This window comes from Synechococcus sp. CC9605 (assembly GCF_000012625.1).
Classification (GTDB): domain Bacteria; phylum Cyanobacteriota; class Cyanobacteriia; order PCC-6307; family Cyanobiaceae; genus Parasynechococcus.
Genome location: NC_007516.1, coordinates 953,298 through 970,433, shown reverse-complemented (window position 1 = coordinate 970,433; position 17,136 = coordinate 953,298). Strand labels below are relative to the sequence as shown.

Genomic DNA, 17,136 nt, shown 5'->3' with positions numbered 1-17,136 from the left:
CAGCCCTGACTTGAAGTCCAATTCTGCGTATGAGTGGTTTATGGGCTTGAACCTCCTACGCACGGCTCTGGTCGCTCTGGTCCTCACTGGACCAACTTCACCCGTCGGTGCCGCAGATTCGGACTTGCTCAACAGCGTCAAACGCAACCCTGAAAAAGCAAAGGCGATGTGTCGTTCATTCCGGCAGATGAATGCCGACGGCAAATCCGCTTACTCCAAAAAAGCGACACGCAAGGTTGCAGAGAGCCAGAACCTGACCTTTCAGGATGCGGAGATCCTTGTGACCTACGTCGTGGGGATGCATTGCCCCAATGTGCGCTGAGAAAGGCGTCGTTTCCAGCCGCTCTGCAGAGCTGACGCTTGCCGATGGAGTTGTTCTGCGGTCACGTCTGTGGCACCCAAGTGGTGAAGGCCCCTGGCCCGCCCTGCTGATGCGGCAGCCCTACGGGAACCGCATCGCCTCAACCGTCACCTACGCCCATCCCCGCTGGTGGGCTTCCCATGGATTCCTGGTGGTCATTCAGGACGTGAGAGGCCAGGGGGAGTCAGGAGGCAGCTTCGGAGGGTTTGGTCAGGAAGCAGCCGACACCAGCGCCACCCACGCCTGGGTGCGCCAGTTGCCGGAATGCAATGGACGCCTGGGGGCCTACGGGTTTTCCTATCAGGGGCTAACCCAGCTCACGGCAACGGAATCCGCGCCACCACCGGATTGCACCGCCCCAGCCATGACCGGCCTGGACGAACGCCGTCACTGGAGTTGTGAAGGCGGTGCCCACTGGTGGCATCTGGGGCTGGGATGGGGGCTGCAGCTCGCCGCTCTTCAGGCCCAGCGACGCGAAGACGCGGCGGCCTGGCTGGAGATCCGCCGAAGCCTTGAAGACAACCACTATTTGCGGGACGGACCAACCCTGCTGGAGAGTCATGACCCCGATGGCATGGCTTGGAGATGGTTGCAAAGCGACCCCCGCAATGATCAGCAGTGGACGGTTCATCGCTCACCGGCGAGCTGGCTTCAACGGCCGATGCTGTTAATCGGTGGATGGTGGGATCCGCATCTGGTGGGCCTTTTGGACCTCTGGCATCGCAGCCAGGCCGCCGGGGGGCAGCCTTGCCTGCACATCGGGCCGGCCTCCCATCTGCAGTGGTGGCCTGAAACCCAGCAGCTGATGCTGCAGTTCTTCCAACAGCATCTGCAGGATCGCCCCCCGCAGAAGCCGAAGCCCAGTCACCAGCTCTGGAACATCACCCAGCATCAGTGGGAGGCAATCCCCGCACCCGGCACCAGCGGGCCGGCGTCATGGGGACTGCACAGCCATGGACTGGCCTGCATCGATCCAAGCGACGGTGGACTCGTTGCGAATGGGGAAGGGGAAGGCAGCGTGGTCATCGTTCATGACCCCTGGCGACCGGTCCCTGCCATCGGTGGACACTTGGGGACAACCCCTGGCCCCGCGGATCGCTTGGCGGTGGATCAACGCAGCGACGTCGCGACATTCACCTCTGATCCCCTGGTTGAGGAGCTTCTGCTGTCGGGTCAGCCGTCACTCCTGCTGAACGCCGAAGCGGACCAACCCGGCTTTGATCTCTGCATCAGCCTGTCCCGCCTGCCTGCAGACGCCAACAGCGTTGAACAACTCAGCACGGGAGTGGTGCGCGTTCGAGGAGAGGAGGCCTTGCAGCCAGCCAGGCGCAGCGTGACCCTCCAACCACTGCAGGCGACCCTTGCTTCCGGCGATCGGCTGAGGCTCTCGATTGCCGCAGCAGCTTGGCCTGCCATCGCCGTCAACCCTGGCCACGAAGCCGTGCCCTGCGGCGCACCAAGCCCAGAGCATCGTGTGGTGACGCTGACACTGGAACTTGCTGACTCCAAGCTGCAGCTGAACCCCTTTGACTCCGGCAGACTGCTGCTCGACTGATGGTTGTGCCTTGACGCTCTCCGCTGCCCTGCTGGCCCTTGCTCTGTCAGCCCCCATGGGGGTGGTCAATCCCGCAGCAGCAGAGAACCTCTCCAGAACTGAACTCAGCCCGGCCCAAGCGACAGCGGCGGCTGAACTGCTTCTGGACGCCCTCAAAAACCGCCAGGGAGACGTCATGCATGACGCTCTTGCCACCCCGGTTCAGGCCAGTGTTGATGTGAAGACCGTCCAGGAACGCCTGGACCAACGCATGGCCATCGAGGCGACACGGGTTATCAGCGTGATTCCTGGATACAACACGACAACCATTGATGCTGTCGTGACCACGGCATCCGGTGACGAAGGCATGCTGATGGTGCTGGATGAAGACGGCAAGCTGCTGGCCTGGAAGTGGACTGACCAGATAAAGCCGATCGAGACAACGGCCGTCGAATTCGCCCGCGATCTGGCAGCAGGGCGCTGGGTTGCAGCTCGATCCAAGATGTCTCTGCAATTGCAGGAAGATCTGGCCCCCGGAGACCTGGAACGCAAATGGACCAAGCTCAGCCGGACCTCGGGGGGTTTCCGCAAGGTCAAAGACGCCGTGATCGCCCATCAGGGGGGCGAACAACAGCTCGTGCTGGTGGCTGTCAGCTTCGGCAAGGCCACAACCAACCTGTTCGTGATCTTCGACGAACGCGGTCGGATCACCAACGTCGACATTTCCCGAGACTTCGTCTGAGCAACAGCGGATCTGTTTCGTAAATCAGGCTTAACATCTCGCCCAATTCTCAGGTCTCCCATGGGTGTCGCCGCAGTCCTCGACTGGTTGGTGCAGGACGGCGAACGGTTGGCGAGTTGTCGCCATGACCACCCGTTTGCGGTGCTTGGTCCTCAAGCCTCGGATCAAGGATGGACCGTGCGGATGTGGATGCCGGAAGCTCAATCGGTCTCCCTGCTGCAGGCTGGCGAAGAGATCGCCATGACCACGCCGAACCACCCATGGGTGTTTGAGGCCCAGGTCAGTCAAGACCCCGGGTGTCACTACCGGGTCAAGGTTGAGCGTGGCGGAATCGTGCATGAACAGCACGACCCTTGGGCCTTCCGTGGTGAGTGGATGGGCGAAATGGATCGCCACCTGTTCGCCGAAGGCAATCATCACCACATCTGGCAAAAGATGGGTGCCCACCTCACCGAGCGTGACGGGATCACCGGTGTGATGTTCTGCCTCTGGGCTCCCAACGCTCTCTCCGTCTCGGTCATTGGTGATCTGAACTCATGGGATGGCCGTCACCACCCCATGCAGCAGCGTGTCGGAGGCATCTGGGAACTGTTTGTCCCCGGACTCGAGGAGGGACATCTCTACAAATACGAAATTCGCACCCAGGACGGTCACTGCTACCAGAAGGCTGATCCTTACGGCTTCCAGCACGAGGTTCGCCCCGACAACAGTTCCGTCGTGGCACGTCTGAACGGATTCCAATGGTCCGATCAGACCTGGATGCAGAAGCGCGACAGCAGCAATGCGCTCGATCAGCCCATCTCGGTGTATGAAATGCACCTGGGCAGCTGGATTCACGCCTCAGCGGACGAGCCCTGGATCCAACCCGATGGAACCCCACGCCCTCCTGTCCCTGCGGCGGACATGAAGCCCGGGGCACGGTTGCTCACCTACGCCGAGCTCGCTGATCGACTGATTCCTTATGTGAAGGACAGGGGATTCACCCACATCGAGGTGATGCCGATCACGGAGCACCCCTTCGATGGTTCCTGGGGATATCAGGTGACGGGTTGGTATGCCCCGACCAGCCGCTACGGAACACCCGATGAATTCAGAGCGTTCGTGGACCGCTGCCATGCTGAAGGCATCGGCGTGATCATCGACTGGGTTCCCGGTCATTTCCCGAAGGACGCCCATGGATTGGCTTTCTTTGATGGCGCACACCTCTACGAACACAGTGATCCCCGGATCGGGGAACACAAGGAATGGGGAACGCTGATCTTTAATTACAGCCGCAACGAGGTGCGCAACTTCCTTGTTGCCAACCTCATCTTCTGGTTTGAGCAGTTCCACATCGATGGCATTCGCGTGGATGCTGTGGCCTCGATGCTCTATCGCGACTACCTGCGCCCCGATGGGGAATGGCTCCCCAATGAAAGCGGCGGCCGGGAGAACACCGAGGCGGTGCGTTTCCTCCAGCAGGCCAACCACGTGCTGTTCCAGCACTTCCCGGGCGCCCTCTCCATCGCGGAGGAATCAACAACCTGGCCGATGGTGACGCAGCCCACGGACAGCGGCGGTCTCGGTTTCAACCTCAAATGGAACATGGGTTGGATGCACGACATGCTCGATTACTTCGAGCTTGACCCGTGGTTCCGCCAGTTCCACCAGAACAACATCACCTTCTCGATCTGGTACACCTACACCGAGAACTTCATGCTGGCCCTGAGCCACGATGAAGTGGTGCACGGGAAGAGCCATCTCATGCACAAGATGCCGGGAGATGATTGGCAGAAGTACGCCAACACCCGGGCGTTGCTCTCCTACATGTGGACCCACCCCGGCAAGAAGACGATCTTCATGGGGATGGAATTCGGCCAGCGGGCTGAATGGAATGTGTGGGGCGATCTCCAGTGGGATCTGCTCAACTACGAGCCCCACAAGGGCATCCAGCGGTTGGTGGATGACCTCAACGTTCTCTACAAGGCAGAACCGGCCCTCTGGCGGGACGACTTCGACCAGTTCGGCTTCCAGTGGATCGATTGCAACGACAACCGCCACTCCGTGATCAGCTTCATGCGTCGGGAGAGTGCCAGCGGCACCTGGCTGGTAGTGGTGGCAAACTTCACGCCCCAAAGTCACTCCCACTACCGCGTGGGCGTTCCGCTCTCCGGCTTCTACGAGGAGATCTTCAACTCCGATGCAGCCAAATACGGGGGAAGCAACCTCGGCAACATGGGTGGCAAACCTACGGACGAGTGGGGCATCCACGGTTACGAAAACTCCCTGGATCTCTGCCTGCCACCGCTGAGCCTGATGGTGTTTAAGCACGACCCGAAACGCAGCCTGAACAGCAGCGAGCCGGACAACATCGTGTGACGAACGTGATGACAAAGAGGGGGTAAAGCTCTAGCTGAGGCTTGGGTTCGGGTAAGTTTCCGATTGACCTGACCGGGCTTGATGAGCGACTCTTTACCCCTGCTCCTGCGTGCTGCGCGCGGTGAATCGGTGGAGCGTCCTCCGGTGTGGATGATGCGCCAGGCCGGTCGCTATATGAAGATCTACCGGGACCTGCGGGACAAGTACCCGAGCTTCCGTGAGCGTTCCGAGAACCCCGATCTCTCCTATGAGATCTCGATGCAGCCGTTTCACGCTTTCAAGCCCGATGGAGTGATCCTGTTCTCCGACATCCTCACGCCCCTGCCGGGGATGGGAATCGATTTCGACATCATCGAGAGCAAAGGCCCCCAGATCGGCGATCCAATCCGGAGCATGGCCCAGGTGGATGCTTTGCGCCCGCTGAACCCCTCCGAGTCGATGCCCTTTGTGGGTGAAGTGCTGGGTCGTCTCCGCCAGAGTGTTGGCAACGAAGCAGCCGTTCTCGGCTTCGTTGGTGCCCCTTGGACCCTGGCCGCCTACGTGGTGGAGGGCAAGAGCAGCAAGAACTACGCTGTGATCAAGGCCATGGTCTTCCGCGAACCCGAGATCCTGCACAAGCTGCTCGACCACTTCGCCGAGTCGATCGCCAACTACCTGCGCTATCAGATTGATTCCGGTGCCCAGGTGGTGCAGATGTTTGATTCCTGGGCTGGCCAGCTGAGCCCAGCGGACTACGACACCTTCGCTGCGCCCTATCAGAAGAAGGTGGTGGATCTGGTCAAGAAGACGCACCCCGACACTCCCTTCATCCTCTACATCTCCGGCAGCGCCGGCGTGATCGAGCGGATGGCCAACACCGGTGTTGACATCGTCTCGCTGGATTGGACCGTGGACATGGCCGAGGCCCTGGCACGTCTGCCGGAGCACATTGGTGTTCAGGGCAATGTGGACCCCGGCCTGCTGTTCGGCACCCCGGAAGCGATTGAGGCCCGCATCGATGACTGCGTGCGCAAGGCCCGCGGCCGGAAGCACATCCTCAACCTCGGCCATGGAATCCTGCCGGGTACACCGGAAGAGAACGGCGAAGCCTTCTTCCGGGCCGGCAAGAGCGTGATGGACCGTCTCGGGGCTGTCGTTTGACCCGCATCCTGTTGACCGGCGCAAGCGGATGCGTCGGTCAGTACATCTCCCGCTGGTTGCTGGACCACTCCGATGCGGAGTTGCTGCTCTGGCTGAGAGACCAAGCCAAACTCACCGCTGTTCCAGCAAACCATCCCCGCATCCGTCTTTTGGTGGGTGACCTTCGGGACACCGACCGTTTTGCCCATGAGCTGGCCTCGGTGAACCGGGTGATTCACACCGCCACGGCCTGGGGTGATCCCGAGCGGGCCGAACAGGTGAATGTGGTTGCGGTGAAGCGGATGCTGGCGCTTCTGGATCCCAGCAAGTTGGAGCAGATCATTTATTTCTCAACGGCAAGCGTGCTCGATCGGCACCTGCGCCCCTTGCCTGAAGCTCTGGCCTACGGCACGGAATACATCCAAACCAAGGCTCGCTGCCTCAGGGATCTGGAGCAGCATCCCCTTGCCAGCAAAATCGTCGCGGTGTTTCCAACCCTGGTGTTCGGCGGAAGGGTCGATGGCACCAGCCCTTTCCCCACCAGCTATCTCACCGAAGGTTTGGCTGAAGCCAGCAAATGGCTCTGGCTGGCCCGTTGGCTTCGGGTGGATGCGAGCTTCCACTTCATCCATGCGGAAGACATCGCCCGCCTCTGCGGTTTGTTGGCCACACGCCCCCATGAACCGAACCGTGAGCCCGGGCAAGGCGCCCTTCGCCGAGTGGTGATGGGCCAACCGGCCATCTCGGTGAACGACACCGTGAAAACCCTCTGCCGCTGGCGTGGTGTGGCCCGAACGCCCGGCATTCCGCTCTGGCCATGGCTGATCGAGACCCTGATCCGCGTTCTGCCGATCGAAGTGAACGCCTGGGACCGATTCAGCATTCGACAGCGCCACTTCATCCATGACCCGGTGACGCAGCCGCAACGTTTCGGTGGCAGCAGCCATGCCCCTGACTTGGCAACAGTTCTTAGCGATTCCGGCCTGCCCAATCGCGGAACCCCCAGACCCGCGCGTAAGGTCAATGCATCGACCTAGCACTTTCATGCGCTCCGTCATCCGCACCATTGCAGCCGCCTGCTGCGCCTTCCTGATGCTGATCGGCCTTAACGTCGGCAGCGCTCAAGCCGCCACTGTTGAAGTGAAGCTCGGCACCGACGGCGGCATGCTGGCTTTCGAGCCCGCCACCGTGAACATCAAGGCCGGAGACACCGTCAAGTTCGTCAACAACAAACTGGCTCCTCACAACGCTGTTTTCGAAGGCCACGACGAGTACAGCCACTCTGATCTCGCCTTCAACCCCGGCGAATCCTGGGAGGAAACCTTCGCCACCGCTGGCACCTACGACTACTACTGCGAGCCCCACCGCGGTGCTGGCATGGTCGGCAAAGTGATCGTTGAGTGATTCCTGGATTTCTGAGGAAATCTCCAAGACTCTCAAACTGAACTGAACACCCCGGGCTGTGTATCAACCACAGCCCGGGGTTCTTTTTTTTGCCGTGAACGATAGATAACTTGGGGCATTGAAGTGGGTGCGATGGCACGCGTATCAGGCCTGATGCTGACAATGCTGTTGATCGTTGGCGCGACATGTCTGCTGTCTGCTCCAGCGATGGCAATTGACGCTCTCAAAAGCTCCGCCTTGGAGCGAGGTGAGCAGATTTTCAACAGCAACTGTGCGGCCTGTCACATGGGGGGCGGCAATGTAATCCGCGCCAACCGAACGCTAAAGATCAGCGACTTGAACGCCCATGTGGAGGCCTATTCCAGTTCCCCGCTGGAGGCCTTGGAGCACGAGATCGAGGATGGGCTGAATGCCATGCCCAGCTATGCCGACACACTGAGTGATGAGGAGATCATGGCGGTGGCCACCTACGTTGAACAACGGGCCGAATTGGGCTGGTCGAGGCGATGAGTCGTGAAGCTCTTCGGGATTTTCTGCGGGCTGTGGAGCACCACCAGGGCTTGCGGCGTGATGCGGCCCAATGCCGTAATGACGATCAACTCTTGGCCCTGGCACGCCGCCACGGGTTCGAGGTGATCCAGCAGGATCTGTGCGACGACGCCCGGGAATCAGCCATCACCCGCTGGTTCGAGACCAGCCGGATCCAGAGCTCGTTTCAATCAAATCCCTCCCAATCAACACTTTCCAAATCAACACCCCCGCAATCACCAAAGACCTGATGGCCGTTGTCACCCTGCTCAGTGATTTCATCGACGGCACCAGCATGGCCCTGGCTGAAGACACCGACGCCGCCGATCTGAACTCCTTCATGACCGCCAATCAAGGACGGCTCTGGGCAAGCGTGCAGCAGCGCCGGCGGCAGCGGCAGCAAACCATCGAGCGGCGAGGCCCTGGAACGGTGTACTTCGCCGCGGACGCCCCAGGGGCTGCCGCCGTGGAGCGGTACCTCGGCAGTGAAACGGGCTCAGCCCAGGAAGCAGTAGCGATGCAGGCCATGCGGAGCGCTGGGGTGGAGATCGCCCCCCATGTGGGGGCAGACCGTGAACGCGATGTTCTGCTCAACGGCCGGTTGAAGGACCTGACGGCCCAGGCCAAGGCCGAGGGTTTTGGTTGAAGCCATGGGCGATGCAGCGATGACACTCCCTGACAATCCGCTTGGCCTGCTGAGTTTTGACGAGCTGGTGGAGTGGACCGTGTCCTACCTCCACTTCAAACATGCCCTGGAGGTGATTGCCTTCAACCCAGAGACGGCGACGCCCTATCTCATTCGCTTCAGCGCGTTCAGCAGCCGCTATGCCACAGAGATGAAAAAACAGGACATCCTGGAGGCCCGCCTCCCCAAAGAAATGCGGGAGAGCATCGAAGCCGAAAACATTCACCGCGCACTTCTGCGGGAGCTGCTCAAGGGCTGATCAAGCTGCGGACTGGGCCTGCTTGGCCGCCTGCAACACAACAGATCAAGATCCTCGTCGATTTCCCGGATGTCGTCGATTCATCCCAGTTCCTGACATGGTTTTTAAGGATGGCGCCATAAATTGTGCATACAGAGAAGCCATGGTTAAGCCCATCCATCACAGACTCCAGACATGCAACAAAAAGGGGGCCTTCACACCGTGATCAGTAACTGCCGCGAAAGACAGTTGCAATAACTGAGGCGGTCGAGGACAGAACCAAAGCAGCCATCAAGAATTCCACGGAGGTTGGGGTGTCGTACACCTGTGATGGCTCAAGAACTCCGGGAGGTGACGTATCCATTTAGACCTGCTTGGTGGGTTGGGTTGAAACACTCAGTTCTCTGCTGTCGATGAGGCAAGTCGCGATGCAAAGGCGAAATAGCAGCAGATGACACTGGACCTGCAATGAGGTCTGGTTACACCAAGGATGTTGGTAGGAGATCTGATGGAGATTCACCTTCACCACGCTCAATCACTCGGCGAACTCATTCTTGATGGACAACACATACCGTTTCGTGCATTGGCTTGCCCGTTGAAACCTGCGGTGGTGAGAGAAAGAAGAGAGGCAAAGCGTCACCAGTCGTTCGGATGAAGGCCTCACCTCACTCAGCTCGGTGTGCCGATCCTGCAAATCGGATCAATTTGCCCCATCACCTCAGCCTGAGCTCATCGAGATGAGTTCGGTTCTAGGTGGGTGTGCTTTGCAGAGCGGTCACCCCTTTGTTTCCACCTCTTTGGCCAGCTCGGGTCCATCCACGTAGCAGACCACTTGGTTAGGCCAGAGCGCATGGACGACCCGATAGGTAACCAAGGTTGAAATTGCCTTGCGTCGAGCACCGATCACTGCCTTGAATTCATTTTTGAAGTTCAGTTCCCTGATCCATTGACGGTCGGCCCCTCGGCGTTCGATGAAGTACATGCCGAAGATGAGTATCAGATTGAAACCGGAAGGTAAATGCGTGCAGCAGCTGTGCATCTCTGTTTCATCGATTCAGGACATCCCTCTCTCAATAGGTGTCAGGTGATGCGTCACGCCCTGTCGAAGCAGGGTTACGACAGAAAAGCTCCAGTTGATTTGCAGTTGATCCGGAGCAGCGGAACCACAATCGCTCGGCCCACTTGCCGGTGGGGTTTCGTTCGCCCAAAAAAAGAGCCCCTTTTCTCTCAAGCAAGGGCTCCTTTCTTTCGAGGTCAGTTTGGCAAGCGAAAAACAATGACGTGCTGACGGGTCAGTGAGCCCTCATCAAAGCCCCATCAACATCCGCCAGCCAATGCCTCCAAAAGAACACAGGCGCAAGCAACAACCACTTATTACGAAATTGATCGACAGCTGGATGCAGGGTCAGTTGGAGTCTCAGGATTCGATTATGGGACGGGTAGCGAAAGCGGCCGCCACGACTGGAGGGGGATCGAGGTCAGAAGACTTCTCCCCCACAGCATTGAAAACCGCAGATCAGCAGGATTTCAGCTTCATGGCAGCTAGTGATTGCTATCCAGTGACAACGAAGCGTTATGTGCCATTAAGGGATGGGTCTTGCTTCCATACTGCGCGTCCTTGATCTGCCGGTAGCTAGATCCATCTACACGTGGCGCTGGGTGTGATGATCCAGCTTATTTGTGATTAATAGCGCACCGGCGGAGCAAATGGATGAATCGGCTACATCAAGGCATTAACAGGCTCCGTTCAATGGATTGAACTCCCATGGGGTAATGCCTGAATCAAGTCCTGATCCCTATGTGCAATTTCTAAGAAACTGGATTCCAGGAATTGGAGAGTGTACAGAGCTTCACGACAAACTCCACGATCATTTCGGACTTGATTTCAGCGTCAATAGCGAGGCCCGCCTGCTGGGATTTCAGCTTGGTCATTACCCCGCTGGCAATTTTTTCCACGTGATGATTTTTGCTGTGATCAGCACCCTTCTGTACCCCATTCCGTATCGCAATAGCTTTTCAGACCTGAAGGATTTCTTTCGTTCTTATGTCTTGGAAAAAATTTTCAGCTTATTTCCTATTAGTTCATCCCACGAGGAATCCTTGCATGGCAGAAAGTTTGAGAAGCACAATTCTACGGTTTGAATACTGGCAGTGATGCAAGCCCTGGTGAGATAAACCGAATTTTTTGATCCTGCTCTGGCAAAAAACTGTTTTGCACGGGACTTCATTTGATCTCTATGCACCTGTTGATGACTCCCTGAATGGCCTTTAGAGATTGGCAGGAGAGCCAATTGTTGCCTACACAACAGACCCCCAACGCCGGTAGAGATATTTTCGATAACCCTCTCTTATTGCCATGAGCTACTGGGAACAGAACTGGAGAAGGAATCTCAAGCTCATCACCATGGATGAGACCCCGCAATCCCAGCAGCTGCAGGTGTCTAGATGGCTCAAAATCAGATGCGAGCATCTACTTGGTTGTTCCAGTGACCTTGAGGCTGAATGTCTGATTGACGAGTTTAATGATGGTGAATACTCCTGAAATCAGGCATGACCATCAACTTCAAATCTCTCGGCTGGTATTTATTTACAGACTTCCTAATCATTGGTGCATTCAGGATTTATGCCCCTGACTACCTGAGCAACCAAAACATCATCGTTCTACTCGCTGCCAGCGTTGCACTTTGGCTGCTCTTCGACCGGAAGAAGAGGTAACCATGGATTGGCCTAAGGGCTTGGGATGGGCAGGAGTAATAGCAGTGGGGGTGTGCTTCATCTGGGGCCTGTTCCTGCCTTTGAATCTGTTCATCATTGGTGTTGTCTACATATCAAGCCTTATTGGCTGGCTATTCCTAACAAGAAAGAAGACAATTTCTTGAGGACAATGCATGGATTTTCAAACCTTTTCTGCAAGTTTTGCGCAGACAATGTCAGGTCCTCCATCGAGAGCGCAAAGCCACAAACTCCCCCCTATGGGGGTCGAAAATGAACAGATGGCCGGGTCTAGACACCTGTCATGACTGCAGAGCCGCAGCCAGCTGAGAACAGCAGATTCCCTGAGAACCCTTATTGCGACTGACGAGCCTACTGCAACACAGCCAGATAGAGATCCTCGTCGATTTCCCGGATGTCGTAGTCAGACCTCAATCTCTGACTGGGTTTCACGACATAGCACCATAAATTGTGCATGAGTGCGAAGCCTCAGTGCCTCAGGTCATGACCTTGGTGATGACGCCATTCTCGCTCAGAGCCAAGAGTGAGCTGATGTAGCTCGTGCGCCGAAAGAGGCCTAACGGCCAAAACGAGAGCTTCGTCAGTCCACCAACCAGAACTATCGAGAACACCGACGTTAAGCGGGCAGGACGAGGCAATAGCGATAGCAATGACTCCCTGCTTAAGGATTCCCCCATCATCTCGCATAGAAGTCTCTCAAGTCTCGTCTTGCTCTCGAGAAAAGATGGCGGGCGGTAATCACTAAATGTTCGCAGACACATTCCCTACATCGACTGATGTCTTCTTTTTAGTTTTTTCAATAGTTGATAGGGAGTGAGATGCGAGCAGCCAAAACTCCGATTGAGAGGCTGGAGTTCGGTCTTCGGTGGGAGGCTTATCGGCTTGCCTACTTTTCGTCCATTGGTCACAGCTCTGAAGTTGCCGCGTTGACCGCAAAACTGCAAAAGCTTGAGGAAGACCTACGCAGAGAGAGCTACCAGTTCAGCGATGTAGGTCAAACTGCTTTCCAGTAGTTGCAGATACGTTGCGAGCTTGCTCGCAGGCGTGATGCCGGAAGTACCCCATGGACGGCCAGACCATTGGTGTAGCGAAACCATCAATTGCTCGGTCGACACGCCGGTTGTTTCGCTTGACCTAAAAAAGAGGGTGGGGCGGTATCCCTATCGCCCCGCACCCATGCTCAAGACTTCAACGGTCTGCCGTGGATTCGCCAAAAAAGTTCCGGTGTTCGGTGCCGGGACTGCCGTCTCTCATGACGTGACTCAGGCCTAACAGAGTGCACAGTAATTATGCGTACTGGTATGCGACCTTCGCATAGCAGTTGATTCTTCAGGCCCTGCTCCGACAGGTTTTGACAGAGGAGCTTCAGCCCGACACCTCTGGGGCCGCGGAACCACCATCATTCGGCTTGGCCGGTGGTTTCGTTCGCCAAAAAAAGAGCCCAAGCCTGCATCAAGAGGGGCTCCGTCTAGATCCGAGCGATCAGGTTGGCGAGTAACAAAGAAGGACGTGCTGTTGGGCCTGTGAGCCCTCACACCACCAATAATGGGGCGGCCACGGTATCTAAAAAGCGCATTAAAAAGACAGTTCGTGCTACCGACCTGATCTGATTTCTCCAGTTGAGCTGTTTGGAGAAGTCGCAAAATTTGCGTAGCCAAAATCTATAAAAACGTTGACACCACCGTGGGTTTAGCTTCCACGATGGGAATGAATACCCATGACTGTAATTACGCTGCGACAGCGGGGCAGGTTTCAACTTCGTGCACTGTCTTCCAGTTGCGGCACAGGAAAATACTGAGAACAACAGATTCCCTGAGAACCCTTATTGCGACTGACGAGCCGCCTGCAACACAGCCAGATAGAGATCCTCGTCGATTTCCCGGATGTCGTACTCCGTGGGTTTCACCCCATGGTGGTGCTCATGCACCACAATCCAACAGCTGCGTTCAAGCTCACCGCCAGCCGTTGCTGCCAGCGCCAAGCCCTGCTGCACGAGGGAGTCCACCAGCGGCTGATCAGGCATGGGCATCCAGGAGTTCGGCAGACTCTAAAAAGACACCCCGGTTTGCCGCCCCCTGGCGTGAGGACCGATCCCAAGGCTTCGGTTTGCCCCCCCTGAAGACGGAACAAGCCCCATACGGTGAACCCAGTTTGAAACGCATCCGAGATGCAACCCACGGCGGAACAGTTCACAGAACAAGCCTGGGCCGCCATCATCGCCGCCCAGCAACTGGCGCAGAGCGCCAAGCATCAGCAACTGGAAACGGAGCATCTGCTGCTTGCGCTGTTGCAGCAGAACGGGCTGGCTGGACGCATTCTCAGCAAAGCAGGGGTCGATGTTGGCAATTTCCAGGCGGCCATCGACAGCCATCTCAGGCAGCAGCCCAGTCTTGGCTCTCCACCGGAATCGGTGTTTCTGGGACGCTCCCTGAACAGCTGCCTGGATCGCGCCGAAACAGCCCGCGATGGATTCAGTGACAGCTACATCGCCATCGAACATCTGTTGCTGGCCCTGGCCGACGATCAACGCTGCGGCAGGCAACTGCTCAGCCAAGCGGGCGTTGACACCAGCAAACTCAACGAAGCCATTACAGCCGTGCGAGGCAACCAGACGGTGACCGATCAAAACCCGGAAGGGACCTATGAATCGCTTGAGAAGTACGGACGGGACCTGACGGCCGCCGCCCGTGACGGAAAGCTGGACCCAGTGATCGGTCGCGACGAGGAGATCCGTCGCACCATCCAGATCCTCAGCCGGCGCACCAAAAACAACCCCGTGCTGATCGGCGAACCAGGGGTGGGAAAGACCGCCATTGTTGAGGGACTGGCGCAGCGCATCGTCAACGGTGATGTGCCCCAGGCCTTGCAGAACCGTCAGCTCATCGCCCTCGACATGGGAGCCCTGATCGCCGGTGCGAAATATCGCGGTGAGTTCGAGGAACGGCTCAAAGCTGTACTCAAGGAGGTCACTGCCTCGGAAGGCCAGATCGTGCTGTTCATCGATGAAATCCACACGGTGGTGGGCGCTGGAGCCACCGGTGGAGCCATGGATGCCAGCAATCTGCTCAAGCCGATGCTGGCCCGGGGGGAACTGCGCTGCATTGGCGCCACCACCCTCGACGAGCACCGCCAGCACATCGAAAAAGATCCTGCCCTGGAGCGACGCTTCCAGCAGGTGCTGGTGGATCAACCCACGGTGGAAGACACGATTTCGATCCTGCGGGGTCTGAAAGAGCGTTATGAGGTGCATCACGGTGTGCGCATTGCCGACAGTGCCTTGGTGGCAGCGGCTGTGTTGAGCAGCCGCTACATCGCCGACCGCTTTCTGCCGGACAAAGCGATCGATCTGGTGGATGAATCAGCTGCTCGCCTGAAAATGGAGATCACCTCCAAACCGGAGGAGATCGATGAAATCGATCGCAAGATCCTGCAGCTGGAGATGGAGAAGCTCTCCCTGGGCCGTGAATCCGACAGTGCCAGCCAGGAGCGGCTGCAACGGATCGAGCGGGAACTGGCAGACCTGGGCGAACAGCAAAGTTCCCTTAATGCCCAGTGGCAGCAGGAGAAAGGCGCGATCGATGAGCTGTCGTCGCTCAAGGAAGAGATCGAACGGGTGCAGCTGCAGGTGGAACAGGCCAAACGCAGCTACGACCTCAACAAAGCGGCGGAACTGGAATACGGCACCCTGGCCTCGCTGCAGAAGCAGTTGCTCGAACAGGAAACCCAGATTGCCTCAGAGGAGCCTGGCGAGAAAGGCTTGCTGCGGGAAGAGGTGAGTGAAGACGACATCGCCGAGGTGATCGCCAAGTGGACCGGAATCCCAGTGGCGCGGCTGGTGCAGAGCGAAATGGAGAAGCTGCTGCAGCTGGAGGATGACCTGCATCAGCGGGTGATCGGCCAGCACAAGGCCGTCACCGCCGTCGCGGATGCAATTCAACGCTCCAGGGCTGGCCTGAGCGACCCGAATCGTCCGATCGCCAGCTTCCTGTTCCTCGGCCCCACCGGTGTGGGCAAGACGGAACTCTCCAAGGCGCTCGCCAACCGGCTGTTCGACAGCGACGACGCCATGGTGCGCATCGACATGTCGGAGTACATGGAGAAGCACACCGTGAGCCGTTTGATCGGGGCACCTCCCGGCTACGTGGGGTATGAGGCCGGTGGCCAGCTCACCGAAGCGGTGCGTCGTCGGCCTTATGCCGTGATCCTGTTCGACGAGGTGGAGAAAGCCCACCCGGATGTCTTCAACGTAATGCTGCAGATCCTCGATGACGGCCGTGTCACCGATGGGCAGGGCCGCACCGTGGACTTCACCAACACCGTGCTGATTCTCACCAGCAACATCGGCAGCCAGTCGATCCTGGAGCTGGCCGGCGATCCCGAGCAGCATCGAGCAACAGAAAGCCGGGTGAATGAGGCTCTCAGGGCCCATTTCCGGCCGGAATTCCTCAATCGCCTCGACGATCAGATCATCTTCCACAGCCTCAGGCGGGCGGAACTGCGCCAGATCGTCACCCTCCAGGTGGAACGTCTGCGCCAGCGGCTGGCTGAGCGCAAGCTGGAGCTCAGCCTGAGCGATGGGGCTGCCGACTGGCTTGCCAGTGCCGGATATGACCCCGTCTACGGGGCCCGACCACTGAAGCGGGCTGTGCAACGGGAACTGGAGACTCCCATTGCCAAGCTGATCCTTTCCGGGCGACTGGGCGAGAACAGTGCCATCGCAGTTGACGTCGATGGAGAGCAGCTCTCAATCGGATGACTGTGGTCGAGAGGGCAACAACATCAGCATTAATCCGGCTGCCAGGAATTGATCCACGATGGCAATGATTGAACCACCCATCCCTTTAACAGCGAATGCGATTGCCATCGCTGGGTTGTAGATGCCGGATCCAGTCAAACCTCCCAGCAGCACAAGCACGCTCAACCCACTACCGATCACAAGGCCAGACAAGGGCTGAGCCACAGGACAGATGCGACCTTCGCTACTCCAACGCAGAATCAACCCAAACAGCACGAAGCTGAAGACAAACTCCGGCAGCCAGGCATCGAGAGCAAAGTCATTGATCGGCCTGTCAAAGGGGTTGAGCCCAAGCCCCACGGTGGCTCCCAGCAGCTGAGCTGAGATGTAGGCGACAGATTCACGGAGAGAACCCCGTGACAGGAGCCTTGCTCGGCCGAACCTTTGCGCATTCAGGAGCAATGTGACGGCAGGGTTGAAATGGGCGCCGGTCGCACGACCCATGAGATGAATCAACATCGCAAGACATAGACCGATCACGATGGCCTGTTCGAAACCATTGAATTCGCTGCTGCCCAGTCGACCCAACGTGAAGGCAAGAAAGCCTGTACCGAAGGCCTCCAATGCAGTGCGTTGCCATAAAGACATCGTCATGACAAAAACCTCATCGAACCTGCTTTAACCAGGCCAAGGAAAGAC

Annotated in this window: 16 protein-coding genes; 13 read left to right on the top strand and 3 right to left on the bottom strand. The window is 57.9% G+C overall.

Annotated elements, in window-relative coordinates; genetic code table 11:
- The first annotated feature begins 10 nt into the window (after nucleotides 1-10).
- From SYNCC9605_RS15380 to SYNCC9605_RS05115, 11 genes are all read left to right on the top strand, one after another.
- Nucleotides 11-322, top strand: coding sequence for a hypothetical protein (locus SYNCC9605_RS15380; protein WP_011364003.1), 312 nt, complete (start codon nucleotides 11-13; stop codon nucleotides 320-322).
- Nucleotides 312-1,916 carry a CocE/NonD family hydrolase gene (locus tag SYNCC9605_RS05160; protein ID WP_011364002.1) on the top strand — a complete coding sequence of 535 codons (1,605 nt, stop codon included), beginning with the start codon at nucleotides 312-314 and terminating at the stop codon, nucleotides 1,914-1,916. Before SYNCC9605_RS15380 ends, SYNCC9605_RS05160 begins: the two co-directional genes overlap by 11 nt.
- A gap of 10 nt (nucleotides 1,917-1,926) precedes the next feature.
- On the top strand, nucleotides 1,927-2,637 hold the full coding sequence (locus tag SYNCC9605_RS05155) for a DUF3887 domain-containing protein (RefSeq protein WP_041434574.1): 711 nt from the start codon (nucleotides 1,927-1,929) through the stop codon (nucleotides 2,635-2,637).
- A 60-nt stretch (nucleotides 2,638-2,697) separates the two neighbouring features.
- On the top strand, nucleotides 2,698-4,995 hold the full coding sequence (gene glgB, locus SYNCC9605_RS05150; protein ID WP_011364000.1) for a 1,4-alpha-glucan branching protein GlgB: 2,298 nt from the start codon (nucleotides 2,698-2,700) through the stop codon (nucleotides 4,993-4,995).
- Nucleotides 4,996-5,076: 81 nt separating this feature from the next.
- Nucleotides 5,077-6,135 (top strand): uroporphyrinogen decarboxylase, encoded by a 1,059-nt coding sequence (hemE, locus tag SYNCC9605_RS05145; protein WP_011363999.1) that lies wholly within the window; start codon nucleotides 5,077-5,079, stop codon nucleotides 6,133-6,135.
- The gene (locus SYNCC9605_RS05140; protein WP_011363998.1) at nucleotides 6,132-7,151 is read left to right on the top strand and encodes an NAD-dependent epimerase/dehydratase family protein; all 1,020 of its coding nucleotides are present in this window, start codon (nucleotides 6,132-6,134) and stop codon (nucleotides 7,149-7,151) included. The genes hemE and SYNCC9605_RS05140 overlap by 4 nt, the downstream gene beginning before the upstream one ends.
- A 7-nt stretch (nucleotides 7,152-7,158) precedes the next feature.
- Nucleotides 7,159-7,518, top strand: a complete 360-nt coding sequence (gene petE / locus SYNCC9605_RS05135) for a plastocyanin (RefSeq protein WP_041434573.1) — start codon at nucleotides 7,159-7,161, stop codon at nucleotides 7,516-7,518.
- A gap of 132 nt (nucleotides 7,519-7,650) precedes the next feature.
- Entirely contained in the window at nucleotides 7,651-8,028 is a 378-nt protein-coding gene (locus SYNCC9605_RS05130; protein WP_041434571.1) for a c-type cytochrome, read from the top strand.
- Entirely contained in the window at nucleotides 8,025-8,297 is a 273-nt protein-coding gene (locus SYNCC9605_RS05125) for a Nif11-like leader peptide family natural product precursor (RefSeq protein WP_049749436.1), read from the top strand. Before SYNCC9605_RS05130 ends, SYNCC9605_RS05125 begins: the two co-directional genes overlap by 4 nt.
- Entirely contained in the window at nucleotides 8,297-8,692 is a 396-nt protein-coding gene (locus SYNCC9605_RS05120; RefSeq protein ID WP_041434570.1) for a hypothetical protein, read from the top strand. The genes SYNCC9605_RS05125 and SYNCC9605_RS05120 overlap by 1 nt, the downstream gene beginning before the upstream one ends.
- 19 nt (nucleotides 8,693-8,711) lie before the next feature.
- Nucleotides 8,712-8,990: a hypothetical protein gene (locus tag SYNCC9605_RS05115; RefSeq protein WP_257929951.1), complete on the top strand. Its 279-nt coding sequence runs from the start codon at nucleotides 8,712-8,714 to the stop codon at nucleotides 8,988-8,990.
- A 754-nt stretch (nucleotides 8,991-9,744) separates the two neighbouring features.
- Here the strand turns inward: SYNCC9605_RS05115 and SYNCC9605_RS05110 are convergent.
- Entirely contained in the window at nucleotides 9,745-9,951 is a 207-nt protein-coding gene (locus SYNCC9605_RS05110) for a hypothetical protein (RefSeq protein ID WP_041434568.1), read from the bottom strand.
- Nucleotides 9,952-10,742: 791 nt separating this feature from the next.
- Here SYNCC9605_RS05110 and SYNCC9605_RS05105 point away from each other — a divergent pair.
- Complete coding sequence (locus SYNCC9605_RS05105) at nucleotides 10,743-11,111, top strand: hypothetical protein (RefSeq protein ID WP_156783000.1); 369 nt, start codon at nucleotides 10,743-10,745, stop codon at nucleotides 11,109-11,111.
- 2,413 nt (nucleotides 11,112-13,524) lie between these two features.
- Here SYNCC9605_RS05105 and SYNCC9605_RS05085 read toward each other — a convergent pair.
- Nucleotides 13,525-13,725 carry a hypothetical protein gene (locus tag SYNCC9605_RS05085; protein ID WP_041435549.1) on the bottom strand — a complete coding sequence of 67 codons (201 nt, stop codon included), beginning with the start codon at nucleotides 13,723-13,725 and terminating at the stop codon, nucleotides 13,525-13,527.
- A gap of 144 nt (nucleotides 13,726-13,869) precedes the next feature.
- Between SYNCC9605_RS05085 and clpB the strand changes: the two genes are divergently transcribed.
- Nucleotides 13,870-16,458, top strand: coding sequence for an ATP-dependent chaperone ClpB (gene clpB, locus SYNCC9605_RS05080; protein WP_011363989.1), 2,589 nt, complete (start codon nucleotides 13,870-13,872; stop codon nucleotides 16,456-16,458).
- Here the strand turns inward: clpB and SYNCC9605_RS05075 are convergent.
- Nucleotides 16,447-17,091 (bottom strand): aquaporin, encoded by a 645-nt coding sequence (locus tag SYNCC9605_RS05075; RefSeq protein WP_011363988.1) that lies wholly within the window; start codon nucleotides 17,089-17,091, stop codon nucleotides 16,447-16,449. The genes clpB and SYNCC9605_RS05075 overlap by 12 nt on opposite strands.
- Nucleotides 17,092-17,136 lie beyond the last annotated feature (45 nt).

Coding starts and splice junctions, on each gene's coding strand:
- SYNCC9605_RS05110 (WP_041434568.1), bottom strand. CDS start 9,951: ATGTACTTCATCGAACGCCGAGGGGCCGACCGTCAATGGATCAGGGAA.
- hemE (WP_011363999.1), top strand. CDS start 5,077: ATGAGCGACTCTTTACCCCTGCTCCTGCGTGCTGCGCGCGGTGAATCG.
- SYNCC9605_RS05105 (WP_156783000.1), top strand. CDS start 10,743: ATGCCTGAATCAAGTCCTGATCCCTATGTGCAATTTCTAAGAAACTGG.
- glgB (WP_011364000.1), top strand. CDS start 2,698: ATGGGTGTCGCCGCAGTCCTCGACTGGTTGGTGCAGGACGGCGAACGG.
- SYNCC9605_RS05120 (WP_041434570.1), top strand. CDS start 8,297: ATGGCCGTTGTCACCCTGCTCAGTGATTTCATCGACGGCACCAGCATG.
- SYNCC9605_RS05160 (WP_011364002.1), top strand. CDS start 312: ATGTGCGCTGAGAAAGGCGTCGTTTCCAGCCGCTCTGCAGAGCTGACG.
- SYNCC9605_RS05075 (WP_011363988.1), bottom strand. CDS start 17,091: ATGACGATGTCTTTATGGCAACGCACTGCATTGGAGGCCTTCGGTACA.
- SYNCC9605_RS05125 (WP_049749436.1), top strand. CDS start 8,025: ATGAGTCGTGAAGCTCTTCGGGATTTTCTGCGGGCTGTGGAGCACCAC.
- SYNCC9605_RS05130 (WP_041434571.1), top strand. CDS start 7,651: ATGGCACGCGTATCAGGCCTGATGCTGACAATGCTGTTGATCGTTGGC.
- SYNCC9605_RS05115 (WP_257929951.1), top strand. CDS start 8,712: ATGACACTCCCTGACAATCCGCTTGGCCTGCTGAGTTTTGACGAGCTG.
- SYNCC9605_RS05085 (WP_041435549.1), bottom strand. CDS start 13,725: ATGCCTGATCAGCCGCTGGTGGACTCCCTCGTGCAGCAGGGCTTGGCG.
- clpB (WP_011363989.1), top strand. CDS start 13,870: ATGCAACCCACGGCGGAACAGTTCACAGAACAAGCCTGGGCCGCCATC.
- petE (WP_041434573.1), top strand. CDS start 7,159: ATGCGCTCCGTCATCCGCACCATTGCAGCCGCCTGCTGCGCCTTCCTG.